The following is a 22,855-nucleotide window of genomic DNA, read 5'->3' as shown; positions in this document are numbered from 1 at the left end:
CGTACGCGGGCGGGGTCGCCCTGGCGCCGGGATGCGGCACTGCTCGTGGGCGGTCGGCGCCCGGGCGTCGGGGCACCGTTCGCGTCGGTGACGAGGGCGTACGGTCGCTGCCGCGGCGGACGGGAGATCGCGCGACCTGGCGCCAGGGGGCCGCCTGCGCCCACCCGTGCCGCCCCAAGCGGCACGACTGCCCGCAGGCTCACGGCTTACGGCCCGTCCACGGGCCCTGGCGTACGCGGAGGCTGACGTCAGGGCACCGATCGCGGCGGCGAACGAGACCGTGCGGTCGTTGTCGCGCCGCGCGGTACCTTCACGTGCCCGTCCCACGGAACTCGAAGCCGGTGGCGATCGTGGGCCCCGGGCGCCCCCGGTCAGGGGTACGACACCACCGTGGACGGCACCGTCGACGTTCCCGACGTCGGTGTGCCCGTTTCGTTGATGACGTGTTCGTACTGGCCCTTTCCGCCCAGGGAGACCACCAGCAGGTCGTGGAAGCGCACACCGGGCCGGTTCGGGGCGGTGAAGCCGTTGTGCTGCACGATCGTCGGGTCGACGTTGTAGTAGCAGTAGCTGCCCAGGCCCCAGCCCTCGTGCGCGGTGACGCCGTCGCCGACCTTGTAGGCCGCGTAGCCCTTCACCGAGCCGTTCTGGATCGCGGCCTGGTTCGGGGCGTCGTAGGCCTTCTCGTTCTGGAAGAAGATCGTGCGGCCCCGCTCGCCGTACCACTGCACGTCGTACTTGTTGAAGTGCTCGACGAACAGGCCGGTGCACAGCACGTCGTCGCCGTTCACGACGATCCCGTAGTCGGCGCGGTTGGTGTCCCAGCCGACTCCGTCGCCGTGGTCGGCGCGCCAGACCCAGGTGTGGTCGACGATGGTGTGCCGATTGTTGATGACCATGCTGGTGGTGGCCTTTCCGGCGCCCGCGCCTCCGATGCGCACGAACACGTCCTGCACGGTGGTCGGGTTGGCGGAGTGGTCCCGCCAGGCGCCGCGCGGGCCGACCTCCAGCAGGGTGGGGGAGTTGACCGGTCCGGCGTCGATCAGGAGGCCCGCCAGGCGTACTCCGTCCACGTCGGCCACCCGCAGGGCGGTGACTCCGTTGTCCGGTACGAGAGTTGCGTAACCCAGCCCCAGCACGACCGTGTTGGCGCGGTTCACCTGGATCGGCTGGTCGAGGTGGTAGACCCCCGGTGTGAGGAGCAGGTGCAGGCCCTGCTTCAGCGCCTGGTTGAGGGTGGCCGCGGAGACGCCCGGCCTGGCGACGTAGAACTGCGACAGCGGGAGTGAGGTGCCTCGCGGGGTGCCGTTGCCCCAGGTGACCCCGCGGGCGCCTGTCCGCTTCTCCGGCAGGAACACACGGAGGCCGGCGGCGCCGTCGACGTACAGGAAGGGTTTCTCGCGGGAGACCGGGGTGGTGTCCAGCGTGGTGTACGGCGGGTTCGGGAAGCTCTGCGCGGGGGCGCCCTCGACGCCGGAGAACACCATGTTCCAGACACCGTTGAGCCAGCTGCCGATCGCGCTGTCCCGGGTGTACCACTGCTGCTGCGAGTACGGTCCGACCTGGCCGTCGACACGGCTGTCCGCGATGTAGCCGCCGCTCGCCCAGCCGTAGCCGGTGGGCGAGAGGTTGAGGCCGCCGCGGACGTGCATACGGCGGAAGGGGGCCGCCTGTGCGACCGCCCACCGGTTGGTGCCGTTCGCCGGGACCAGGGCCAGGTTCTCCGCCGAACGCCAGAAGTTCTGCGTCGCGTTGCCGTTGAACCAGCCCGCGTCGACCGTGACGTCCCCGTTGATGGTGGTGTCGTCGGGGGAGAGGCCCAGGCCCATGATCGAGGTGTAGAAGCCGAGTTGGGCGTTGAGGCCGTTGTAGGTGCCCGGCTTGAACAGCAGCGCGTAGCGGCCGGTACCGAACTGGGCCGACTCCTGCTGCGCGAACACCTCGTCCAGCTTGGCCTGGATGCCCGGGGTGGACGGGTCGAAGACCAGGACGTTCGGGCCGAGGTCGCCGCCGCCGGGGAGGAGCTTCGGCTTCCCCGGCGGCGACGGGGCGGCGGACGCGCGGGCGGACAGACCGAGCACCGCGGGGGCGGATGCGGCGGCCGCGCCGAGGACGGTTCTGCGGCCCACGGCGGGCAGGCCGGAGTCAGGCAGGGGCATGGGGCGGCTCTCCTGTTCAGGAAGTGAACGAGGTGGGGTTTGGGAGCGCTCTCTCGCCGGTGAATGCTTCAACTGCCCGAACGGGCGCGTCAAGAGGTGTGACCGGAGTTCCACAAGGGTTGCCGCACCCCTTGACGCGGCCATCCCTTGAGGTTTAACTCACGTCCTAAATTAAGTCATGAGTGCAATCCCCGAAGGGACACCGGGAGCCATGCGCAGCATCCGAGCCGCGGCCGTAGGCGCCGTCACCATGTCACTCGCCCTTGCCGTCTCGGCCTGCGGGGGCGGTTCGTCGACGGGCGGCGGGTCCGACGACTCGCCGAAGACGCTCACCTACTGGGCCTCCAACCAGGGCGCGAGCATCGCCGTGGACAAGAAGGTCCTGGGGCCCGAGCTCGACAAGTTCGAGAAGCAGACGGGCATCAAGGTGAAGCTGGAGGTCGTGCCCTGGTCGGACCTCTTGAACCGGATCCTCACCGCGACCACCTCCGGCCAGGGCCCCGACGTCCTCAACATCGGCAACACCTGGAGCGCCTCCCTGCAGGCCACCGGCGCCCTGCTGCCCTGGGACGCCGAGAACTTCGCGAAGATCGGCGGCAAGGACCGCTTCGTCGACTCGGCACTCGGCTCGACCGGCGCGCAGGGCAAGGACCCGGCGGCCGTACCGCTGTACTCGATGGCCTACGCCCTCTACTACAACAAGCAGATCTTCGCCGACGCGGGCATCTCCAAGCCGCCGGCCACCTGGGACGAACTGGTCGCCGACGGCAAGAAGATCAAGGCGAAGGGCAGGTCGCCGCTCGGCGCCGAGGGCGCGAACCTCTCGGAGAACATCCACCACGTCTTCGTCTTCGCCAAGCAGCACGGCGCCGACTTCTTCACCGCGGACGGCAAACCCGACTTCACGGGGGACGGCGTGGTCGCCGCGGTCAAGCAGTACGTCGACCTGATGGCCAAGGACAAGGTCATCCCGACCGGCGACGCCGAGTACGCGCAGAACCAGTCCGTCAGCGACTTCGCCAAGGGCAAGCAGGCCATGCTGCTATGGCAGTCCGCCGCCGCCAACCTCAAGTCCCAGGGAATGAGCGAGAGTGCGTACGGCATCGCGCCCGTGCCCGTGCAGTCCGGCACCCCCGGCACCGGCACCCAGGTCAACTCGATGGTCGCGGGCATCAACCTCGCCGTCTTCAAGAACACCCACAACCTCGACGGCGCCACGAAGTTCGTGAAGTTCATGACCAGCGACGCCGAGCAGAAGATCCTCAACACGGCGTACAGCTCGATCCCGCCCGTGAAGACCGCCCAGTCCGATGCCGCGTTCAACAGCGCGTCCAACTCCGTGCTCAAGCAGACGCTCGCGACGAGCGCCGCCGCGCTGCCGCAGGTCGCCGACGAGTCGCAGTTCGAGACGGCGGTCGGTACGGCCGTCAAGGACCTGTTCGCGGATGCCGCGGCCGGGCGCGCGGTGACCGCCGACTCGGTGAAGGCGGCGCTCGAGAAGGCCCAGCAGCAGATGCCGACGAAGTGAGCCCGATGACGACCACCGCCCTCAAGGAGCCCTCGGTGAGCGGGAGTCCCTCCGGGGCGGCGGCACGCGAACAGCGTGGCCGCCGCCCCGGCCGGATCCGCGGTATCGGCCTCCCGTACCTGCTCCTGCTGCCCGCCCTGATCCTCGAACTCCTCGTCCACCTGGTGCCGATGGTCATCGGCATCGTGATGAGCTTCAAGGAGCTCACGCAGTTCTACATCCGCGACTGGGGCACAGCGCCCTGGTCCGGTCTCGGCAACTACAGGGTGTCGGTGGACTTCGACGCCCCCGTCGGCGAGGCACTGCTGCACTCCTTCTTCGTCACGGTCGGTTTCACCCTGCTGTCGGTCGGCCTGTGCTGGCTGACCGGCACGGCGGCCGCGGTGTTCATGCAGGACACCTTCCGCGGCCGCGGTCTGCTGCGGGCGCTGTTCCTGGTGCCGTACGCCCTGCCGGTGTACGCGGCGGTGATCACCTGGGTGTTCATGTTCCAGCACGACAACGGCCTGGTGAACCACGTCCTGCACGACCAGCTGCACCTCACCGACAAGCCGTCCTTCTGGCTGATCGGCGACAACAGCTTCTATGCGCTGCTGACCGTGTCGGTGTGGAAGGGCTGGCCGTTCGCCTTCCTGATCGTCATGGCCGGACTGCAGAACATCCCGCGCGAGCTGTACGAGGCGGCCGCACTGGACGGTGCCGGGATGTGGCAGCAGCTCCGCCGCATCACGCTGCCGTCCCTGCGCCCCGTGAACCAGGTCCTGGTCCTGGTTCTCTTCCTGTGGACCTTCAACGACTTCAACACGCCGTACGTCCTGTTCGGGAAGGCCGCGCCCGAGGCCGCGGACCTCATCTCGGTCCACATCTACCAGGCGTCCTTCGTCACCTGGAACTTCGGCACCGGCTCCGCGATGTCCGTACTGCTCCTGCTCTTCCTGCTGGTGGTGACGGGCGTGTATCTGGCGCTCACCTCGCGTGGACGGAGGACGGCCGATGTCTGAGACCCAGAGGTTCAAGTCCCCGATGGCCCCGCCGAGTTCCTTCCTCTGGTCCCGGCGGATCTTCCTCACCCTGCTCACCGGCTTCGTCCTGGTGCCGGTGTACGTCATGGTCTCCAGCTCGCTGAAGCCCCTCGCCGATGTCACGGACAAGTTCCGCTGGCTGCCCAGCGGTCTGACGATCCGCCCGTACATCGACATCTGGTCGACGGTCCCGCTGGCGCGCTACTTCGCGAACTCGCTGATCGTGGCGGGTACGGCGACCGTCTGCTCGGTGGTGATCGCGGTGTTCGCCGCCTACGCCGTCAGCCGCTACGACTTCCGCGGCAAACGCGTTTTCACGGTCACCGTCCTGTCCACGCAGATGTTCCCGGGCATCCTCTTCCTGCTCCCGCTGTTCCTCCTCTACGTCAACATCGGCAACGCCACCGGCATCGCCCTGTTCGGCTCCCGTGGCGGCCTCATCCTCACGTACCTCACCTTCTCGCTGCCCTTCTCCATCTGGATGCTGATCGGGTACTTCGACTCGGTGCCGCGCGATCTGGACGAGGCTGCGCTGGTGGACGGCTGCGGACCGCTGGGCGCGCTGCTGCGGATCGTCGTGCCGGCCGCGATCCCCGGCATCGTCGCCGTCGCCGTCTACGCCTTCATGACCGCCTGGGGCGAGGTGCTCTTCGCCTCCGTCATGACCAACGACACCACCCGCACGCTCGCCGTCGGCCTCCAGGGCTACTCCACCCTCAACGACGTCTACTGGAACCAGATCATGGCCGCCTCGCTGGTCGTCAGCGTGCCCGTGGTGGCCGGCTTCCTGCTGCTGCAGCGCTATCTCGTCGCCGGTCTCACGGCGGGAGCCGTCAAGTGAGCCGTCGGGAAACCAACTCCACCGATCCCGAAGGGACTTCCGTGTCCGACCGCATCGACCTCGCCGCCTTCCCGCCCGACTTCCTGTGGGGCACGGCCACCGCGGCCTACCAGATCGAGGGCGCCGTGGCGGAGGACGGCCGCTCCCCGTCGATCTGGGACACCTTCTCCCACACCCCCGGCAAGGTCGCGGGCAACGACAACGGCGATGTCGCATGCGACCACTACCACCGCTGGCGCGAGGACATCGGCCTGATGCGTCGACTGGGAACGAACGCGTACCGGTTGTCCATCGCATGGCCGCGGGTGGTGCCGGGCGGGAACGGACCGGTGAACCCCAAGGGCCTCGCCTTCTACGACGAGTTGATCGACGGCCTGCTGGCGGCGGGCATCACGCCGTTCGTCACCCTCTACCACTGGGATCTCCCGCAGACCCTCCAGGACCGCGGCGGCTGGCCCGAGCGGGACACCGCACTGGCCTTCGCCGAGTACGCCTCCGTCGTGGCGGAACGCCTCGGCGACCGCGTGTCGCACTGGGCCACCCTCAACGAACCGCTGTGCTCGGCCTGGATCGGCCACCTGGAAGGCCGGATGGCCCCCGGCCTGACCGACCTGACGGCCGCCGTCCGCGCCTCCTACCACCTGCTCCTGGGCCACGGCCTCGCCACCGAAGCGATCCGCGCCGTGGCCCCGTCCGCGCAGGTGGGCCTCGTCACCAACCTCTCCACGGTGCACGCCGCCACCGACCGCGACGAGGACGTACGGGCCGCCCGCCGGCAGGACGGCCATGTCAACCGCTGGTGGCTGGACCCGGTGTACGGCCGCGGCTTCCCGGCCGACATGCGCGAGGTGTACGGCGTCGACCTCCCCGAGCGCGGCGGCGACTCGGCGACGATCGCCGCGCCGCTCGACTGGCACGGCCTGAACTACTACATGCCGGCGACCGTCGCCGACGACCCCTCGGCCCCCGCACCCCAGGTGCGATCGGTCCGCCGCCTCGGCGTCCCGCGCACCGGCATGGACTGGGAGATCGACGCGCACGGCATCGAGACGCTGCTGCTCCGGCTCACCGAGGAGTACGGCGCCCGGCGCCTGTACGTCACCGAGAACGGCTCCGCCTACCCTGACGTCGTACGCCCGGACGGCACCGTCGACGACCCCGAGCGCCAGGACTACCTGGAACGCCACCTCGCGGCCTGCGCATCAGCGGTTCGCAAGGGCGCCCCGCTGGCCGGTTACTTCGCCTGGTCGCTGCTGGACAACTTCGAGTGGGCGTACGGCTACGACAAGCGGTTCGGGCTGGTGCATGTGGACTACCGGACGCAGGTGCGGACGATCAAGGGCAGCGGACACCGCTACGCCGAGATCGTCCGCGCTCACCGGGGCCGTGCCCGCCAGGCGGCCTGAGACAGGACCCCTGTGCCGGACCCGGGCGCGGGAGCCCGGGTCCGGCACAGGCGTGGTCGCCCCGGCATGGGCATTTTGCCGAGTCGTGCTCGCATGTGCGGCTGCCATGAGCGCGTCGGCGTGGGACGATGATGTGACGAGGATCACCCTATGAGGGGGTGTGCGCGTCATGGCCACATCGGAAAAGGCGCCCAGCTCGGGAACCAGACCGGGACTGAAGCGCGAGATCGGCTTCATCGGCCTCATCTGGGCCTCGGAGGGATCGATCATCGGATCCGGGTGGCTGTTCGGCGCCCAGGGCGCCCTGGCCGCGGCCGGGCCGGCGGCGATCATCTCCTGGGCCATCGGCGGCGTGGCAATTCTCATCCTGGCGCTGGTGCACGCCGAGCTCGGCGGAATGTATCCGGTGTCGGGCGGGACCGCCCGCTTCCCGCACTATGCCTATGGCGGCGCCGCCGGTGCCTCCTTCGGCTGGTTCTCCTGGCTGCAGGCGGCCACGGTGGCACCCATCGAGGTGCTGGCCATGATCACGTACGGCCAGCACTACTCCTGGGCGCACGGCTGGGAGAAGATCAAGGGCGGCGAACACGTCCTGACCGGGTCCGGCATCGCCGTCGCGGTCGGGCTGATGGCGGTCATCACGGCGATCAACTTCCTCAGCATCCGGCTGCTGGCCCGCACCAACAGCGCGGCGACCTGGTGGAAGGTCGGCGTCCCGCTGCTGACGATCCTCGTCTTCGCCATCGCCACGTTCCACACGGGCAACTTCACCGCGGCCGACGGATTCAACCCCTACGGCGCCAAGGGCATCCTGTCCGCCGTGTCCACCAGCGGCATCATCTTCGCCCTGCTGGGCTTCGAGCAGGCGGACCAGCTGGCCGGTGAGAGCGCCCATCCCAAGCGGGACATCCCGCGCGCGGTGATCGGATCGATCATCCTGGGCATCATCATCTACATCCTCCTGCAGGTCGTCTTCCTCGCCGCACTCCCCGCGAACCAGATCGGCCACACCTGGGCCAACTCCGCGTTCAACGCGCTGAGCGGACCGTTCGCCCAGGTCGCGACGCTCATCAGCCTCGGCTGGCTGGCCACGATCCTCTATCTCGACGCGGTGGTCTCCCCCGCCGGCACCGGCCTGATCTACATCACCGGCTCCTCCCGGGTCTCCTACGGCCTCAGCCGCAACGGCTACGTGCCGTCCGCGTTCGAGAAGACCAACGAGCGCGGTGTCCCCTGGGTGGGTCTGATCACCGCCTTCGTGATCGGCTGCATCTGCTTCCTGCCCTTCCCGAGCTGGCGCTCCCTGGTCGGGCTGATCACCAGCGCGAGCGTGCTGATGTACGCGGGCGCACCGCTGTCCTTCGGCGTCTTCCGCAACCGGCTGCCGGAGGCGCACCGCCCCTACCGGCTGCCCGGCGGCAGCTGGATGTCACCGCTCGCCTTCATCGTCGCCAACCTGCTGATCCTCTGGTCGGGCTGGACGACCGACTGGAAGCTCGGCGTCGCCATCCTCATCGGTTACGTCATCCTGGTCGCCAACCGCGTGTTCAAGATGAACCCGATCACCCCGCAGCTGGACCTGCGTGCCGCCCAGTGGCTGCCCGTGTACCTGGTCGGCATGGGCCTGATCGTCTACCTGAGCGACTTCGGACCCCTGAAGCACCCGTGGTTCCCGCTGTGGTGGGACATGCTCGCCACCGCCGTCTTCAGCCTCATCATCTACTACTGGGCCATGGCGGTCGCCCTGCCGGCCGAGAAGATCCAGTACATGATCGACCAGGTCGTCGTTCCCGAGGAGGAGGAGATCCTCTGAGTCGGGGCTGCGGTCGAGCCGGCCGACAGGGCACGGGGCGTGTCAGCAGTCCCTGAACTCCGGTGACTGGTTCAGCACCTGCGACCGCACCGAGGTGAACCGCCCGTACGTCTCCCCGTCCCGTGCCCCCGGCCGGAAGGCCGCCACCCGGTGGCAGTTCTGGAAGGCCAGTTCCACCCCGAAGTGGCGTTCCAGGCTGCCGCGGATGGCGTCGCTCGCGAGGGCGCGCAGGAGCTGGCCGCGCTCCCGCTCGGACGGGGGAGGGGTCTGGTTGTCGGTGAACTCGGCCGTGCCGCCCTTGAGTTCGCCTGCGAGGGAGGCGATCAGGTCGTAGGCGTACGGGAGGGACGTGCGGACCGTGTCCACGAAGTCCTCCTCGCGGATGTCACCGGACTCGGCTTCGGCGAGGAGCTTCGGGGAGACGTCGAGAGACATGAAAAGGGGCGTCCGTTCCAGGAGTTGGTGGATGTGCTTCACGGGGGGAGTGGTCAGGTGAGCGCCGTCGGGCCCGGTACGAACTCCGGGTCCACCTGGGCGGCGAGGTCCAGGCCGGTCGCCTCGTTCGCCCATGCGCGGGCATTGCGCAGGTGGAACTCGACGGCGTGGCGGTGGAGGGCCGGCCAGTCCCTGGGGTGGGCGTCGACGGTCTGGCGCAGGAGGGTCAGGGCGTGGCGGTTGTGCGGCTCCAGGGTGTCCAACCCGCCCTCCGTGCGGCCCTGTTCGGCCGCCCGTACCCACGGGGAGTGCACCAGGTGCGTCAGGAGGTCCTCGCCCACCTGCTCCTTGAGGAACAGCAGGTCGTCCTCGCCCGTCACCTTGTTGCCGATCACGGCGATACGGATCCCGAACTCGCGGGCGTGGTCGCGGTACTGGCGGTAGACCGAGACGCCCTTACGGGTCGGTTCCGCCACCAGGAACGTGATGTCGAACCGCGTGAACAGGCCGGAGGCGAAGGCGTCCGCGCCGGCCGTCATGTCGACCACCACGTACTCGCCGGGGCCGTCGACCAGGTGGTTGAGGTACAGCTCGACGCCGCCGAGCTTGGAGTGGTAGCAGGCCACCCCGAGGTCGCTCTCGTCGAACTCGCCCGTCACCATCAGCGGCACGTCGCCCACGCGCCGGACGTGGCGCGCGTGGAGTTCGTCGTCGCCCAGGACGCGCAGCAGGCGGGAGCCGCGGCCGGGCGGGGTCGTCTTGATCATCGCCTCGCGGGAGGCGATGCGCGGGTTGGTGCCCCGCAGATAGTCCTTGATCTCGGGCAGGTGGGCGCCCAGGGGCGGGGCGTCCAGGTGGTCCTCGTCGTGTCCCAGCGCCTCGGCCAGGTGCTGGTTGATGTCGCCGTCGATGGCGAGTACCGGCGCGCCGGAGCGGGCCAGGTGACGGGTGAAGAGCGCGGAGAGGGTGGTCTTGCCGCTGCCGCCCTTGCCGACGAACGCGACCCGCATTACCGGGCCGACCTCATTTTGAAAATGAATGTCATGTGGCTAGGTTTTAGGCAGCTACCGACGGCCTGTCAAATCGGCGGGGGGCCGGATGGCATCGGGCGGCGATCGGGCGGTGATCAAGAAGGAGTGCTCAATGCAACCTCGCCGAGCTGCTCGCGTTCGCTGCCGCGGGCGGCGGCTGCCGCGCCGTCCACCTGCACACCGTGCCGTCAGTGCGGCTGCGGTGGGGTGGTTGCCGAGCGCGTCAGCGGTCTGTCGTGAGAGCCGGGATGCGTTGTCGGTTGTCTGCCGGCCCGTTGTGGCTGGTCGCGCCCACGCGGCGGAGCCGCAAAGCGACACAGACCCGCACCCCTTGCAGGGGCGCCGCCGGGCTGCTTCGACCATGAGGCCGCAAACCGGCGTTGTTCAGGACGTCGACGTGACCGGCTCGCGCTCCGACTCCAGGTCCAGCATCTCCTCCACCTCGCCGTCCCGGACCCGGGACGTCCGCCGCAGCCACAGGACGTCACGGCCGAAGGACCAGATCAGGGAGGCCAGGGCCAGTACGACGACCCCGAGGGAGGTCATGGGGGGCAGGTAGCCCGAGGCGGCCAGGAGGAGGCAGATGCCCTGCATCGCGGCGACCGTCTTGCGGGCCGTGCTGGGCGGCAGGGAGGCGTTCAGCCACGGCCAGACGCGGGCCGCGGCGACGAAGGCGTAGCGCATGCCGCCGATGAGCAGGACCCACGGGCCGAGCTGCATGGAGACGTAGACGCTGAGCACCAGGATCAGGAAGGCGTCGACCTCCATGTCGAAGCGGGCGCCCAGGGGGGTGGAGGTGTTGGTGGCGCGGGCGACCTTGCCGTCGACGCCGTCCAGGATGAGGGCGACCGCCGTGAGGCCGACGAGGGCGGTGACCGGCGGGGAGCTCTCGAAGGAGTCCGCGACCAGGGCGGTCACGCCGCCCACCAGGGTCGCCCGGCCGAGCGTCACGCGGTTGGCCGGGCCGAACGAGCGCGGCCGGGTGCGGTGCAGTGCCCGCGAGAGCACCGCCCACATGGCGACGGCGAAGACGAGGCCGGTCAGCCAGCCCGCCGGCCCCATGCCGATCGCCGTGCCGAGCAGGGCCAGCAACAGGATCTGAACGCCCGCTCCCACAGCGGTCTCCTGCTGGACCAGCCTTGCGTCGTAAGTGTTGTTCAGGGCCACCGCACACCCTCCGGCCGTATGACAAAGTCGATCAACGCCGCGTACTGTGCGCGGCCTGTGCACACCTCGGTACGTGAACAACTTCCCGATCGTTCAGGAGGAGGCCGGATGAACCGCATCGCACGCGCGTTCTGGCTGAGTCGTCCGGGTCTCGGCGAGATCCGGACCGTCGACCTGCCCGAACCCGCCGAGGGCGAGGTGCTGGTGCGCTCGCTCTACTCCGGGGTCAGCCGCGGCACGGAGACGCTCGTCTTCCGCGGCGGCGTTCCGGAGAGTCAGCACGCGGCCATGCGAGCGCCGTTCCAGGAGGGCGAGTTCCCCGCACCCGTGAAGTATGGCTACCTCAGTGTCGGGAGGGTGGAGGAGGGGCCCGGGGAGCTGGTCGGGCGGACGGTTTTCTGTCTGTATCCGCACCAGACGCGGTACGTGGTACCGGTTTCCGCCGTTACGGTCGTTCCGGACACCATTCCTGCCGAGCGGGCCGTCCTCGCGGGGACCGTGGAGACCGCCGTGAACGCCCTGTGGGACGCCGCTCCGCTGGTCGGCGACCGGATCGCGGTGGTCGGCGGCGGCATGGTCGGCTGCTCGGTGGCCGCGCTGCTGGCCCGCTTCCCGGGCGTACGCGTGCAACTCGTCGACGCCGACCCGGCCCGCGCCAAGACCGCAGAGGCCCTCGGAGTCGACTTCGCGCTGCCCGAGGACGCGTTGGGGGAAAGGGACCTGGTGGTGCACGCCAGTGCCACGGAACAGGGCCTCGCCCGGGCCCTGGAACTCCTGGCCGCCGAAGGCACCGTCGTCGAACTGAGCTGGTACGGCGACCGGAAGGTGAGCCTCCCGCTCGGCGAGGCCTTCCACTCCCGGCGGCTGACGATCCGCAGCAGCCAGGTCGGCACCGTCTCCCCGGCCCGCGCGAACCGCAGCTACGCCGACCGGCTCGCCCTCGCCCTCGACCTGCTCGCCGACCCCGCCCTCGACGCGCTCATCACAGGGGAAAGCGCGTTCGAGGAGCTGCCTGAGGTGATGCCCCGGCTGGCCAACGGTGAGATTCCCGCGCTGTGTCACCGTGTGAGGTACCCCGAAACGGTCTGACCTGAGAAAAGAGTGAGACTCGGCTGAACGGGGGGAAGCGAAGAGCCGTACTACACGGCATCCTCCGGCGGCCAACGGCCGGAGGACCAGACGTGCCGCACCTGGAGGGTCGTCCGTTGTTCAGTGTCACCGTCCGCGATCACATCATGATCGCCCACAGCTTCCGCGGCGAGGTCTTCGGACCCGCGCAGCGCCTGCACGGAGCGACGTTCCTGGTGGACGCCACGTTCCGGCGCGAGCAGCTGGACGACGACAACATCGTCGTCGACATCGGACTCGCCACCCAGGAACTCGGTGCCGTCGTCAGCGAGCTGAACTACCGCAACCTCGACAACGAGCCCGAGTTCGCCGGCGTCAACACCTCCACGGAGTTCCTGGCGAAGGTCATCGCCGACCGGCTCGCCGAGCGGATCGAGAAGGGCGCGCTGGGCGAGGGCGCCAAGGGCATCGCGGGCATCTCGGTGACCCTGCACGAGTCGCACATCGCCTGGGCGAGTTACGAGCGTGCCCTGTGACCGACGTGACCTTGGAGAAGGTGGAGAACGCCCCGGGGGAGGCGGAGACGACGTCGCTCAGCTATGTGCCCGTGCAGCACTCCGCCCTGAAGAACGCCGAGATCATCCCCATGTCCCTGCGCTCCGTGCACTTCGTCATGCCGGGCGGCGTCGACGACCCGGCCGCGCCGAGCGGCGGCAACGCCTACGACCGGCGGGTCAGCCTGGACCTGCCCGGCTTCGGCTGGCAGGTGCACAAGCACGCCGTGGCCGGCGACTGGCCCCGGCCGGGGGCGGCGGCCCGTGCGGAACTAGCGCGGACCCTGCGGGAGTTGCCGGACGGGACGGTTGTCCTGCTGGACGGGATCGTCGCCTGCGGGGTCCCCGAGATCGTCGTACCGGAGACGGAGCGGCTGAACCTCGCGGTCCTCGTGCACCTTCCGCTCGGCGACGAGCGGGGCCTGGAGCCCGCCGTGGCCGCCGAGTTGGACGCCAAGGAGCGTGATGTGCTGCGGGCCGTGCCCGCCGTGATCGCCACCAGCGACTGGGCGGTCCGCCGCCTCGTCGCCCACCACGGCCTCGCCCCCGAGCGGGTGCACGTCGCCGCCCCCGGCGCCGACATCGCGCCCCTCGCCTCAGGCACCGACGGCGTCTCCCGGCTGCTGTGCGTCGCGTCGGTGACCCCGCGCAAGGGGCAGCACCGGCTGGTGGAGGCGCTGGCCGCGGCGGCCGACCTGCCGTGGAGCTGTGTGTGCGTCGGCGGGCTGGGGCACGACCCCGAGTACGTCGCCCATCTGCGGCTGCTGATCCAGGAGCACGGCCTGGAGGACCGGATCCACCTGGCCGGACCGCAGGCCGGTGCCGAGCTCGACGCCAGCTACAACGCCGCCGACCTCATGGTCCTCACCTCGTACGCGGAGACGTACGGCATGGCGGTGACGGAGGCCCTCGCACGCGGTATCCCCGTGCTGGCCACGGATGTCGGCGGTCTCCCCGAGGCGGTCGGACGCGCCCCCGACGGAGGTGTGCCCGGCATCCTCGTGCCGCCGGAGGATCCCGCCGCCCTCGCCGCCGAACTGCGCGGCTGGTTCGGCGAGGCCGACGTACGACGCCGGCTGAAGGCCGCCGCCCGGGGCCGGCGGGCCGCCCTGGACGGATGGGCGACCACGGCCCGAAGCCTTGCCGGAGTACTGGGCCGGCTGCCGAGCGAACCCAGGAGGGCGGCATGAACAGGACGGCACAGATCAGCGAGAAGATTCCGGCGCAGCCCGGACCGCGGGGCGACTCCGAGACGGATGACTCCGTGATCCCCGGCGCCGGCCCCGCCCCGCGCCCCGGCGAGCGCGCCACCGTGCGGCTGCGGGACACCGGGCCCGAGGAGGCGCCCCGTTACGCGCCCGAGTGGCTGGAGCTGCGCGAACCCGCCGACGCCGCCGCGCGGGCGCACGAACTGCTCGACCCGCTGCGGATCCGGCTGGCCAACCTGCCGGGCAAGGCCGGGCTGGTCATCCACGACCTGGGCTGCGGCACCGGCTCGATGGGCCGCTGGCTCGCACCCCGCCTGGACGGCGCCCAGCACTGGGTCCTGCACGACCGCGACCCGTACCTGCTGCACTTCGCGGCCGTCGCCTCGCCGCGGTCCGCCGCCGACGGCAGCCGGGTCAGCGTGGAGACGCGCCGCGGCGACGTCGCCCGGCTCACCCCGGACGCACTCGCCGGCGCCTCGCTGGTGACGGCGTCCGCGCTGCTCGACGTCCTCACCCGCGAGGAGATCGAGACCCTCGCCGCCGCCTGCACCGGGGCCGGCTGCCCCGCCCTGCTGACGCTCTCGGTGGCCGGACGCGTCGAACTCACCCCGTCCGACCCGATGGACGAGGAGATCACCGAGGCGTTCAACGCCCACCAGCGCCGCGGCGACCTGCTTGGCCCGGATGCGATCACGGTGGCCTGCGAGGCCTTCTCGGAACGGGGCGCGACGGTACGGCTCAACCCGAGCCCCTGGCGCCTCGGCCCCGACGAGGCCGCCCTGACGGCCCAGTGGCTGCGCGGCTGGGTGGGCGCGGCCGTCGAGGAACGCCCCGAGCTGAAGGCCCGCGCAGAACGGTATCTGCAGGACCGCCTGGCCGCCTGCGAGGCGGGCGAACTCCACGTCGTGGTCCACCACAGCGACCTGCTGGCCCTGTCCCGGCCGACGGGCGGCGCGTCATGAGCATCGAGACGGTACAGGCACACGTGGTGCGAGCCGGCCGGCGCGGCGCCGTGGCGGCCGGGCGGGGTGTGGACGTCGTGTCCGGGGCGCCGACCGGCGTCGGCCTGGAGACGCGAACCGAATGCGCCGTCCGCCCGGCAGCGGCGGGTGCGGCCGGCGATGCCGCCTCCGTCGCGGTCGAGATATGGGTGGACGGCGCGCCCTGCCTCGCCGCGCGGCATGCGGCGCTGCGGACGCGGGCGGATGTACTCGCGTCCGCCCCACCCGTGGGTCCCGCCGTCTCCGAGGCCCGTATCGGCGTGATCGTCTCCGCGGCCCGGCCCGAGTCGGCCGCCGTGCGGACGCCCCGGTGGCGTGCCATGGTGTCCCGTCTCAACTCCCGTGCCCTACGGACCCACTTCGGCACCGTCGCCGGCGTCGCCATCCTCGGGGCGCTGCTGTGGCGCCTCGGGACCGGGGTCCTCCTGGACGGGCTGCGGCGGATCGACACGACGACGCTGGTGCTGGCCCTCCTGATCGGTGTGGCCACCACCGTGCTCAGCGCGTGGCGCTGGGCGCTGGTGGCTCGGGGCCTGAAGATCCGGCTGCCGCTCGGGGAGGCCGTCGCCGACTACTACCGGGCGCTGTTCCTGAACGCCGCCCTGCCCGGCGGGGTCCTCGGCGATGTGCACCGTGCGGTACGGCACGGGCAGAGCGCCGGTGACATGGGCCGAGGCGTGCGCTCGGTGGTCCTGGAACGGGTCGCCGGGCAGGTCGCGCTGACCGTCCTCGGCGGGGCCGTGCTGCTGACGATGCCGTCCCCCGTGCTCGCGGAGACCCGCCACTTCGCTCCGCTGGTCGGCCTCGCGGCGGTGGGCGCGCTCGCCGTGCTGGTTGCGCTGCGCATGAACGGGGCGCCCTCCCGCCGCGGGCGGGCGCTGCGCGCGGCGTTCGCCGAGGCGCGCGAGGGGCTGCTGTCGCGCCGCAACTGGCCGGGCGTCGTGGTCTCGTCGGTGCTCATCCTGGTCGGCCACATCGCGATGTTCGTGCTGGCCGCGCGGGTCGCCGGATCCGGCGCCTCCGTCGCCGCGCTGCTGCCGCTCGCGGTCCTCGCGCTGATCGCGATGGGCCTGCCCCTGAACGTCGGCGGCTTCGGCCCCCGCGAGGGCGTCGCCGCCTGGGCGTTCGGAGCGGCGGGGCTGGGCGCGAGCAGCGGGGTGGCCGTCTCCGTGGTGTACGGGGTGCTCAGCTTCGTGGCGGCCCTGCCCGGCCTCGCCGTCCTCGTCGCCCGCTGGTACACGGGCCTGCGCGCAGGTTCCGGAACGGCCGCGGAGACAGCCCCGGAACCCGCACGCGAACCCGACTACCCGCGCGCGCTGCCGGCTTCCCCCGTCGCTCCGGTTTCCGTGCGGGAATCGTCCGCCGAGGTGAGGAGTGAGAAATACGCTCCGAAGGAATCCGCCAGGGCGGCCAGCAGTTCCTTCCCCTTTTCCGCGGAACCGAGCGAAGGGCGTCCGATGACGCCCGATTCGGTATAGCCGGACATACCGAGGGTGAGCAGATGACGCCGGTCGTCCGCGACGAAATCGGAGGTCTCATAACCGGGGCGGAGCAATTCCGGGTGAGCGTGCAGAAGGATGGAGGTCTCGATTTCCCCCGCGTGCATGTCGGTCAGCAGCGAGGTGGTCACCCCCGCCCGCTGCCGCGCCGCTTCCCAGTCCTCGGCCGCCGGAAACAGTGCCATCCGCTCGCCGCGGGCGGAGGATTCCTGAACGACGTTGCCCAGTACGTAGTTTCCGCCGTGCCCGTTGACCACCACCAGGACGTCGACGCCGGAGCGGCGCAGCGACTGCGCAATGTCACTCACCACCGCGTGAAGGGTCACGGAGGAGATGCTGACGGTCCCGGGCCAGCCCGCATGCTCGTGCGAGCAGGAGATCGTCACCGGCGGAAGGAGGTGCACCGGGTACGCCGCCGCGATCTCCCGGGCCACGGCACAGGCGACGAGCGTGTCGGTCGCCAGCGGAAGGAACGGACCGTGCTGCTCGAAGCTCCCGACCGGAAGGACGGCGACCTGCGTTGAGACACCCGCCGCCCTGGTCCGTACCTCTTCCGTAGTGTCCGCCGGCACCAGCCCGTATGCCGCCGTACGCGCGCCCGAAACACTCATTTCTTCACGGCCTTTCGTCTCTGCTTAGGAATCAGATCATGACAGATAAAATCGGCGTCCTCGGCAAGAAGTCCCCACAGCGCACGGGCGTGGAACGGATTGTGAATGCCCCACTGCCCACGGTGTACGGGCAATTCCGGGCGGTGGGTTACATGGATCACGATCGCGGCGACGAGCAAGTGGCCCTCGTCCACGGTGACATCGGCACGGAAGGCGTGCTCACCCGGCTGCATTCCGAGTGCCTGACCGGTGACGCGTTCGGCTCCCAGCACTGCGAGTGCGGCGACCAGCTCGAATCCGCGCTGAAGGCCGTCGTCGCCGAAGGCAGCGGCATAGTCGTCTACTTGAGGGGCCACGAGGGCCGCGGCATCGGCCTGCTCGCCAAGCTGCGGGCGATGGCGCTGCAGGCGGAGGGCCTGGACACCGTCGAGGCGAACCTCGCGCTGGGGCTGCCGGTGGACGCCCGGGACTACGGCGTCGCCGCCAAGATCCTCCAGGACCTGGGCGTGAACTCGGTGCGCCTGATGTCCAACAACCCGCGCAAGCAGGAGGCGTTGGTGCGGCACGGCATCCAGGTGGCGGAGACCGTCCCGCTGCTGATCCCGCCGTGCGAGAGCAACATCACCTATCTGCGCACCAAGCGGGAGCGGCTCGACCACGTCCTGCCGCATCTGGACGCGGTGGCCCATCTGTCCTGAGCAGGATCTGCACCACCTCGCCGACCCCGGCGGTCGGCGAGGTGATCCGTTCGCGGCCGTGGGGAGGGTTCAGTCCGCGACCGCCTCGTGGACCAGCCGCTTGAGGTCCGGGAAGAGCCTGAGTGACGACTTCGGCCGGACCTGCGTCATGAACTGCACGGTCAGATCGCGGCCGGGGTCCACCCAGAAGGTCGTCGTCGCCACCCCGCTCCAGCCGAACGTGCCCAGGCCCGAGGGCGCCTGGGTGCGCTCGGGGTCGATGACGACGGAGACGCCGAGGCCGAAGCCCACGCCGTCGTTGCCGGGCTCGTCGTGGGCCGGGCGGCTGCCGAAGGCGCGCAGGTCGGCCCCGCCGGGGAGCTGGTTGCTGGTCATCAGGTCCACCGTCTCGGGGGCCAGCAGGCGGACCCCGTCGAGTTCGCCGTGGCGGCGCAGCAGCTCCATGAAGCGGTGCACGTCGTACGCGGAGGCCACCATGCCGCCGCTGCCGGACAGGAAGCGGGGCCGCCCGCGCAGTGGCAGCCCGGCGATCGGCTCGATGCCGCCGGCGTCGGTCTCGCCGTACAACTCGGAGAGCCTCGGTGCCTGTTCGTCCGTGATGCAGAACCCGGCGTCGGCCATGCCGAGCGGGCCGAGGACGCGCTCGGTGAGGAACACGTCGAGCGGCTGCCCGGAGACGACCTCGATCACCCTGCCGAGGACATTGGTGGCGACCGAGTAGTTCCACTCGGTGCCCGGCTCGAACTGCAGCGGCAGGCGCGCGTACGCGTCGACGGTCCCGGCCAGGTCGGATCCGGGCAGTACGGCCGAATCGAGGCCCGCCTCGCGGTAGAGGGCGTCGACGGGGTGCTGGTGGTAGAAGGCAAAGGTCAGACCCGCGGTGTGGGTCATCAGATGCCGGATCAGCGGGGGTTGGGCGGCCGGGCGGGTCCGGACGTCGGAGCCGGATCCGCTCTCGTAGACCTGCGGGTCGGCGAAGGCCGGGAGGTGGCGGGCGACCGGGTCGTCGAGCGACAGACGGCCCTCCTCCACCAGTATCAGCGCGGCGACCGAGGTGACCGGCTTGGTCATGGAGTAGATCCGCCACAGGGTGTCCGCCTCGACGGGCAGCCCGGCCGCGATGTCGCGCAGGCCGTGGGTGGTGAGGTGGGCGACGCGTCCGCCGCGGGCCACGGCCACCAGGTAGCCGGGCAGGCGGCCCTCGTCGACGTAGTGGGCGAAGTGCTGGTCGAGGCGGTCCAGCGCCTTGGCGTCCAGCCCGGCCTCACCCGGGTCGACCTCTTGTCGCAGCTGTGCCATTGCTCTCCTCCGGGCGCGCTGTGCGCTCTGCTGTGCGTGCCGCGACAGACCGTCTGCCCTCTGCGGCACCATCGTGGCTGGTCGCGCAGTTCCCCCGCGCCCCTGCAGGGGCGCGGAGCCGCAGCGGACCTTGCCTGTTCTGCCTGGTCTCATCGTCGCTCAGGAACACCGGTGATGGCCCCCTGTTGACCATGATTGATCGTTTCGGTGGAACGTTCCGGCAGTGCGCGGCCCGCCACCGCCCCCGCCACGGCCACCACGGCGAGGACGACCAGCGGCAGCCCGTGCCCGTGGCCGAGGCCCAGCAGCGTCGTCGCTGCGGCCACGCCCAGCACCGGACCGACGTTCATCGCGGTCTGCTGCAACCCGCCCGCCACCCCGGCCGACCCGACGGCGGCCTGGCGTACGACGACATGGGTCGCCGCCACCATCACCGTGCCGAAGCCGGCCCCCACCAGCGCGAACCCGGTGCAGAAGCCGACCGTGCCGGAGGCCTGGCCCAGCACCAGGATCCCGGCGGCGAGCACGGTCATCGCCGCCACGCTCGTACGGCGGGCCCCGGCGCGGCGCAGCAGCACCGCGCACCCCGGTGCGGCGACGATCATCAGTGCCGCGAGCGGCAGGCTGAGCAGGGCCATGTGCACCGGGTCGAGACCGAGCGTGTCCTGGAGCAGGAAGGTGGCGACGAACAGTGTGCCGTTCAGGGCGGCCGACGCGGCGACCAGTATGCCGAGCGCGGACCCGAGGGCTGCCGAGCCCACGACGTCCGGCGGCACCAGTGGGCTCGTGGCCCGCCGCTCGTGCCGTACGAAGACGGCACCCGCGACCGCGGCCGCCACCAGGCCGAGCGCACTCGCCGGCGTCCATCCGCCGTCCGGCAGCGCGACCAGGGTGTGGACCAGACAGGCCAGGGTCACCGCGAGCAGGAGCGCGCCGGGCAGGTCCAGCCGGGCTGGGGAGCACTGCCGGTGGCGCGGGCCGCGCAGTGTGAGCGCGAGCAGGCCGAGGACGAGCGCCGGTACGACGTTGAGGAAGAACACCGCCCGCCAGCCCGGCCCGGCCACCAGCGCCCCGCCCAGTACGGGCCCCGCCGCGGCCGCGAGCCCGATCGCGCCGGTCCGCACGGCGATCGGCATGCGCAGCCGGTCGGGCGGGAAGGTGGCCCGCAGCATCCCCAGCGTGGCAGGCTGCAGCAACGCCCCGAACACACCTTGCAGGACCCGCAGACCGATCACCCAGCCGACACCGGGCGCCAGACCGATGCCCGCCGACGTCGCCCCGAAGCCCAGCATCCCCAGGGCGAAGAGCCGTTGATGCCCGTACCGGTCGCCGAGCCGTCCGGAGAACACCAACAGGCTCGCCACCGCGATGAGATAGCCGGTGCTGGTCCACTGGACCTGCGCGAAGGAGGCGCCGAGGTCGCGTTGCAGGGTGGGCTGCGCGACGGTGAGGACCGTGCCGTCCAGGGCGACGATCACCGCTCCGACCACGCTGCAGGCCAGCGTCAGCGCGCGGTGCCCGCTCATGCGCCGTCCCCCAGGTGGGCGTCGAGAGCCGAGCGCAGCAGCGGTACGAAGTCGTCGGCGCCCGTGGCGAGTTGGAGGCTGCCCCAGCCCCACAGCTGGGCGATGCCGTGCAGGTTCGCCCACAGCGCGCCTGCGACGACCCGGGCGTCCGCGTCCGGCCGGACCCGCCCGACCAGTTCCACCAGCCGCCCGAACAGCGGCAGGCTGGTGTCCCGCAGACCCAAGTGCCCGCTTTCCAGCAGGTCGTGGCGGAACATCAACTCGTACATACCGCGGCTGTCGACGGCGAACTCCAGGTAGACCCGCGCGAGGGCCGTCAGCTGCTCGCGCGGGGTCGCCGTGCCGTCGCCGGTGGCCGCCGTCGCCCGCTCGGCCAGTTCGGCGAAGCCGCGGCGGGCGATGGCGGAGAGCAGCTCCAGGTGGGTGGGGAAGTAGCGGCGGGGCGCCCCGTGCGAGACGCCCGCCCGGCGCGCGATCTCCCGCAGGGTCAGCGCCTGCGCGCCTTCGCTTGCGACCAGCTCCACGCCGACGTCGACCAGCCGGTCCCGCAGTCCACTCTCCGATGCGTCCATAGACACTGTCTACCAGCGGGCTGTAGACAGTGTCTACTCAGTGTTGGGGGGAGGGGGAATGCGTAGATCGGTCCCGCGGGTTGATCCGGGTATGACTCACGACACACTGCTCGAGCTGCTCTCCGACGACCGCGGCGGCGTACTGGTCACCCTCAAGCGCGACGGCCGGCCCCAGCTGTCGAACGTCAGCCATCACTACTACCCGGACGAGGGCATCATCCGGATCTCCGTCACCGACGACCGGGCCAAGACCCGCAATCTGCGCCGGGACGCACGGGCGTCGTACCACGTGTCCACCCCGGACCGTCGCGCCTACACGGTCGTCGAGGGCACGGCCGAGCTCACACCCGTCGCCAAGGATCCGCACGACGACACGGTGGAGGAGCTGATCCGCCTGTACCGCGACGTCCTGGGGGAGCACCCGGACTGGGACGACTACCGCGCCGCGATGGTCCGCGACCGACGCCTGGTGGTACGGCTGAAGGTGGAGCGGGCGTACGGCATTCCGAAAGGGGCCAACCAGGGCTGAAAAGCCGGACGGAGAGTGGAAGACGGGGGCGCGGCATGGTGGATCCGGTTCCGCTGGGCGAACATCCGCGCGGCGCTCGGAGCCGTCGGGCCGGGCACGGCGAACGAGGCCGGCAAGTGGCGACGGCCGACGTCGGTCCGCGCACCCCGGCCGCCCCTGAATCCGGCCGGAGCGCGCGGAGGTCCCTCATGATTACCGCAGTGCGTGCAATGCCTCAACAGCGCCTTTCGCCCGGAGGGTTCGGGAAAGCGGCGGGTGGAGACCTAGGTCCAGGGGTGCAGGGCGGACGACCGATGGTTCGGGGATCACGGACTGCCTAGGCTGCGAGGAAAGATGCCGCAGCTCAGGAAGAGGTCATGATGCCGGTCGACGGCCGCAGCCACATCCGTATCGCCCGCCCGTCCCGGGACCTTGCGGTCGCCGAGCGGTTCTGGGCGCAGGGGCTCGGGCTGAGTGTGGTGTGGCGGGCAGAGGGCGGTTCCGAACCGGGCGAGCACGACCTGCTGATGCTCGGCTGGCCGGACGCCGGATGGCATCTGGAGCTCGTCCATGAACCGGCGCGGCCCGTCGAGCCCCGGCCCACCGAGGAGGACCTCCTCGTCGTCTACGTCGACGGGCCGGTCCCGGAGGACCTGGTGACCCGGCTGGAGGAGCACGGCGGCAAGCGGGTGCCGTCGCCCAATCCGTACTGGAACCAGTGGGGCGTCACCATCGAGGACCCGGACGGCTACCGGCTGGTGCTGTGCGAGCGGGGTTGGTCGAACGCCTGATCAGACGTCGGCCACGGCCCGGCTGATGCTCCTATTGCCCGTCAAGCGGCTTGGAGCCAGTTGCGGTAGGCGTGGGCGAGGTCGTCGTCTCGGCGGATCCCGCGTTCGAGGGTGGAGA

Annotated in this window: 20 protein-coding genes and 1 pseudogene; 13 read left to right on the top strand and 8 right to left on the bottom strand. The window is 70.8% G+C overall.

The window, feature by feature from the left end; all coding sequences use genetic code 11:
* Nucleotides 1–371 precede the first annotated feature (371 nt).
* A complete protein-coding gene (locus ACFY1E_RS18495) occupies nt 372–2,159 on the bottom strand; it encodes a coagulation factor 5/8 type domain-containing protein (protein ID WP_389077024.1) in 1,788 nt (595 codons plus the stop codon).
* Between the two features lie 211 nt (nt 2,160–2,370).
* Here ACFY1E_RS18495 and ACFY1E_RS18490 point away from each other — a divergent pair, with 211 nt between their 5' ends.
* The 5 genes from ACFY1E_RS18490 to ACFY1E_RS18470 all read left to right on the top strand — a co-directional run bounded on the left by ACFY1E_RS18490 (nt 2,371) and on the right by ACFY1E_RS18470 (nt 8,769).
* On the top strand, nt 2,371–3,687 hold the full coding sequence (locus ACFY1E_RS18490) for an ABC transporter substrate-binding protein (protein ID WP_389077021.1): 1,317 nt from the start codon (nt 2,371–2,373) through the stop codon (nt 3,685–3,687).
* A gap of 5 nt (nt 3,688–3,692) precedes the next feature.
* The gene (locus ACFY1E_RS18485) at nt 3,693–4,688 is read left to right on the top strand and encodes a carbohydrate ABC transporter permease (protein WP_389077019.1); all 996 of its coding nucleotides are present in this window, start codon (nt 3,693–3,695) and stop codon (nt 4,686–4,688) included.
* 22 nt (nt 4,689–4,710) lie between these two features.
* Nucleotides 4,711–5,550, top strand: coding sequence for a carbohydrate ABC transporter permease (locus ACFY1E_RS18480; protein WP_389077799.1), 840 nt, complete (start codon nt 4,711–4,713; stop codon nt 5,548–5,550).
* A 41-nt stretch (nt 5,551–5,591) separates the two neighbouring features.
* On the top strand, nt 5,592–6,956 hold the full coding sequence (locus tag ACFY1E_RS18475; RefSeq protein WP_389077796.1) for a GH1 family beta-glucosidase: 1,365 nt from the start codon (nt 5,592–5,594) through the stop codon (nt 6,954–6,956).
* A gap of 169 nt (nt 6,957–7,125) precedes the next feature.
* The gene (locus ACFY1E_RS18470; RefSeq protein ID WP_389077016.1) at nt 7,126–8,769 is read left to right on the top strand and encodes an APC family permease; all 1,644 of its coding nucleotides are present in this window, start codon (nt 7,126–7,128) and stop codon (nt 8,767–8,769) included.
* 42 nt (nt 8,770–8,811) lie between these two features.
* Here the strand turns inward: ACFY1E_RS18470 and ACFY1E_RS18465 are convergent, their stop codons facing one another.
* The 3 genes from ACFY1E_RS18465 to ACFY1E_RS18455 form a co-directional block, all read right to left on the bottom strand.
* Nucleotides 8,812–9,204, bottom strand: coding sequence for an SCO5389 family protein (locus tag ACFY1E_RS18465; RefSeq protein WP_389077795.1), 393 nt, complete (start codon nt 9,202–9,204; stop codon nt 8,812–8,814).
* Between the two features lie 53 nt (nt 9,205–9,257).
* Nucleotides 9,258–10,214, bottom strand: a complete 957-nt coding sequence (locus ACFY1E_RS18460) for an ATP-binding protein (protein ID WP_389077014.1) — start codon at nt 10,212–10,214, stop codon at nt 9,258–9,260.
* Nucleotides 10,215–10,619: 405 nt separating this feature from the next.
* Nucleotides 10,620–11,402 carry a CDP-alcohol phosphatidyltransferase family protein gene (locus ACFY1E_RS18455; RefSeq protein ID WP_389077012.1) on the bottom strand — a complete coding sequence of 261 codons (783 nt, stop codon included), beginning with the start codon at nt 11,400–11,402 and terminating at the stop codon, nt 10,620–10,622.
* Nucleotides 11,403–11,510: 108 nt separating this feature from the next.
* Between ACFY1E_RS18455 and ACFY1E_RS18450 the strand changes: the two genes are divergently transcribed.
* The 5 genes and pseudogenes from ACFY1E_RS18450 to ACFY1E_RS18430 form a co-directional block, all read left to right on the top strand.
* Entirely contained in the window at nt 11,511–12,491 is a 981-nt protein-coding gene (locus tag ACFY1E_RS18450) for a dehydrogenase (protein WP_389077009.1), read from the top strand.
* Nucleotides 12,492–12,607: 116 nt separating this feature from the next.
* On the top strand, nt 12,608–13,006 hold the full coding sequence (locus ACFY1E_RS18445) for a 6-carboxytetrahydropterin synthase (protein WP_115910305.1): 399 nt from the start codon (nt 12,608–12,610) through the stop codon (nt 13,004–13,006).
* Complete coding sequence (locus tag ACFY1E_RS18440) at nt 13,003–14,214, top strand: glycosyltransferase family 4 protein (protein ID WP_389077007.1); 1,212 nt, start codon at nt 13,003–13,005, stop codon at nt 14,212–14,214. The genes ACFY1E_RS18445 and ACFY1E_RS18440 overlap by 4 nt, the downstream gene beginning before the upstream one ends.
* Nucleotides 14,211–15,194 (top strand): methyltransferase domain-containing protein, encoded by a 984-nt coding sequence (locus tag ACFY1E_RS18435; protein WP_389077005.1) that lies wholly within the window; start codon nt 14,211–14,213, stop codon nt 15,192–15,194. Before ACFY1E_RS18440 ends, ACFY1E_RS18435 begins: the two co-directional genes overlap by 4 nt.
* Nucleotides 15,191–16,384 (top strand): annotated as a pseudogene (locus ACFY1E_RS18430) (YbhN family protein); the annotation flags it as partial. The gene ACFY1E_RS18435 and the pseudogene ACFY1E_RS18430, both read left to right, overlap by 4 nt.
* 152 nt (nt 16,385–16,536) lie before the next feature.
* Here the strand turns inward: ACFY1E_RS18430 and ACFY1E_RS18425 are convergent.
* Complete coding sequence (locus ACFY1E_RS18425; RefSeq protein WP_389077003.1) at nt 16,537–17,343, bottom strand: creatininase family protein; 807 nt, start codon at nt 17,341–17,343, stop codon at nt 16,537–16,539.
* 38 nt (nt 17,344–17,381) lie between these two features.
* Between ACFY1E_RS18425 and ribA the strand changes: the two genes are divergently transcribed.
* Nucleotides 17,382–18,041: a GTP cyclohydrolase II gene (gene ribA, locus ACFY1E_RS18420; RefSeq protein WP_389077000.1), complete on the top strand. Its 660-nt coding sequence runs from the start codon at nt 17,382–17,384 to the stop codon at nt 18,039–18,041.
* Between the two features lie 69 nt (nt 18,042–18,110).
* Here ribA and ACFY1E_RS18415 read toward each other — a convergent pair whose 3' ends face one another.
* The 3 genes from ACFY1E_RS18415 to ACFY1E_RS18405 all read right to left on the bottom strand — a co-directional run bounded on the left by ACFY1E_RS18415 (nt 18,111) and on the right by ACFY1E_RS18405 (nt 21,438).
* A complete protein-coding gene (locus ACFY1E_RS18415) occupies nt 18,111–19,340 on the bottom strand; it encodes a serine hydrolase domain-containing protein (RefSeq protein ID WP_389076997.1) in 1,230 nt (409 codons plus the stop codon).
* Between the two features lie 149 nt (nt 19,341–19,489).
* On the bottom strand, nt 19,490–20,866 hold the full coding sequence (locus ACFY1E_RS18410; RefSeq protein WP_389076995.1) for an MFS transporter: 1,377 nt from the start codon (nt 20,864–20,866) through the stop codon (nt 19,490–19,492).
* Entirely contained in the window at nt 20,863–21,438 is a 576-nt protein-coding gene (locus tag ACFY1E_RS18405) for a TetR/AcrR family transcriptional regulator (RefSeq protein ID WP_389076993.1), read from the bottom strand. The genes ACFY1E_RS18410 and ACFY1E_RS18405 overlap by 4 nt, the downstream gene beginning before the upstream one ends.
* A gap of 91 nt (nt 21,439–21,529) precedes the next feature.
* Here ACFY1E_RS18405 and ACFY1E_RS18400 point away from each other — a divergent pair, with 91 nt between their 5' ends.
* Both ACFY1E_RS18400 and ACFY1E_RS18395 read left to right on the top strand, forming a co-directional pair.
* Nucleotides 21,530–21,967 (top strand): PPOX class F420-dependent oxidoreductase, encoded by a 438-nt coding sequence (locus tag ACFY1E_RS18400; protein WP_389076990.1) that lies wholly within the window; start codon nt 21,530–21,532, stop codon nt 21,965–21,967.
* Nucleotides 21,968–22,326: 359 nt separating this feature from the next.
* Complete coding sequence (locus ACFY1E_RS18395) at nt 22,327–22,737, top strand: VOC family protein (protein ID WP_389077793.1); 411 nt, start codon at nt 22,327–22,329, stop codon at nt 22,735–22,737.
* Nucleotides 22,738–22,855: the final 118 nt, after the last annotated feature.

The organism is Streptomyces sp. NPDC001604 (assembly GCF_042893475.1).
GTDB lineage: Bacteria > Actinomycetota > Actinomycetes > Streptomycetales > Streptomycetaceae > Streptomyces.
This window is presented reverse-complemented; position numbering and strand designations above follow the sequence as displayed.

What these genes read in the sequence shown, in the direction of transcription:
- ACFY1E_RS18495 (WP_389077024.1), bottom strand. Translation starts at nt 2,159, where the DNA reads ATGCCCCTGCCTGACTCCGGCCTGCCCGCCGTGGGCCGCAGAACCGTC.
- ACFY1E_RS18490 (WP_389077021.1), top strand. Translation starts at nt 2,371, where the DNA reads ATGCGCAGCATCCGAGCCGCGGCCGTAGGCGCCGTCACCATGTCACTC.
- ACFY1E_RS18485 (WP_389077019.1), top strand. Translation starts at nt 3,693, where the DNA reads ATGACGACCACCGCCCTCAAGGAGCCCTCGGTGAGCGGGAGTCCCTCC.
- ACFY1E_RS18480 (WP_389077799.1), top strand. Translation starts at nt 4,711, where the DNA reads ATGGCCCCGCCGAGTTCCTTCCTCTGGTCCCGGCGGATCTTCCTCACC.
- ACFY1E_RS18470 (WP_389077016.1), top strand. Translation starts at nt 7,126, where the DNA reads ATGGCCACATCGGAAAAGGCGCCCAGCTCGGGAACCAGACCGGGACTG.
- ACFY1E_RS18465 (WP_389077795.1), bottom strand. Translation starts at nt 9,204, where the DNA reads ATGTCTCTCGACGTCTCCCCGAAGCTCCTCGCCGAAGCCGAGTCCGGT.
- ACFY1E_RS18460 (WP_389077014.1), bottom strand. Translation starts at nt 10,214, where the DNA reads ATGCGGGTCGCGTTCGTCGGCAAGGGCGGCAGCGGCAAGACCACCCTC.
- ACFY1E_RS18450 (WP_389077009.1), top strand. Translation starts at nt 11,511, where the DNA reads ATGAACCGCATCGCACGCGCGTTCTGGCTGAGTCGTCCGGGTCTCGGC.
- ACFY1E_RS18435 (WP_389077005.1), top strand. Translation starts at nt 14,211, where the DNA reads ATGAACAGGACGGCACAGATCAGCGAGAAGATTCCGGCGCAGCCCGGA.
- ACFY1E_RS18425 (WP_389077003.1), bottom strand. Translation starts at nt 17,343, where the DNA reads ATGAGTGTTTCGGGCGCGCGTACGGCGGCATACGGGCTGGTGCCGGCG.
- ribA (WP_389077000.1), top strand. Translation starts at nt 17,382, where the DNA reads ATGACAGATAAAATCGGCGTCCTCGGCAAGAAGTCCCCACAGCGCACG.
- ACFY1E_RS18415 (WP_389076997.1), bottom strand. Translation starts at nt 19,340, where the DNA reads ATGGCACAGCTGCGACAAGAGGTCGACCCGGGTGAGGCCGGGCTGGAC.
- ACFY1E_RS18410 (WP_389076995.1), bottom strand. Translation starts at nt 20,866, where the DNA reads ATGAGCGGGCACCGCGCGCTGACGCTGGCCTGCAGCGTGGTCGGAGCG.
- ACFY1E_RS18405 (WP_389076993.1), bottom strand. Translation starts at nt 21,438, where the DNA reads ATGGACGCATCGGAGAGTGGACTGCGGGACCGGCTGGTCGACGTCGGC.
- ACFY1E_RS18400 (WP_389076990.1), top strand. Translation starts at nt 21,530, where the DNA reads ATGACTCACGACACACTGCTCGAGCTGCTCTCCGACGACCGCGGCGGC.
- ACFY1E_RS18395 (WP_389077793.1), top strand. Translation starts at nt 22,327, where the DNA reads ATGCCGGTCGACGGCCGCAGCCACATCCGTATCGCCCGCCCGTCCCGG.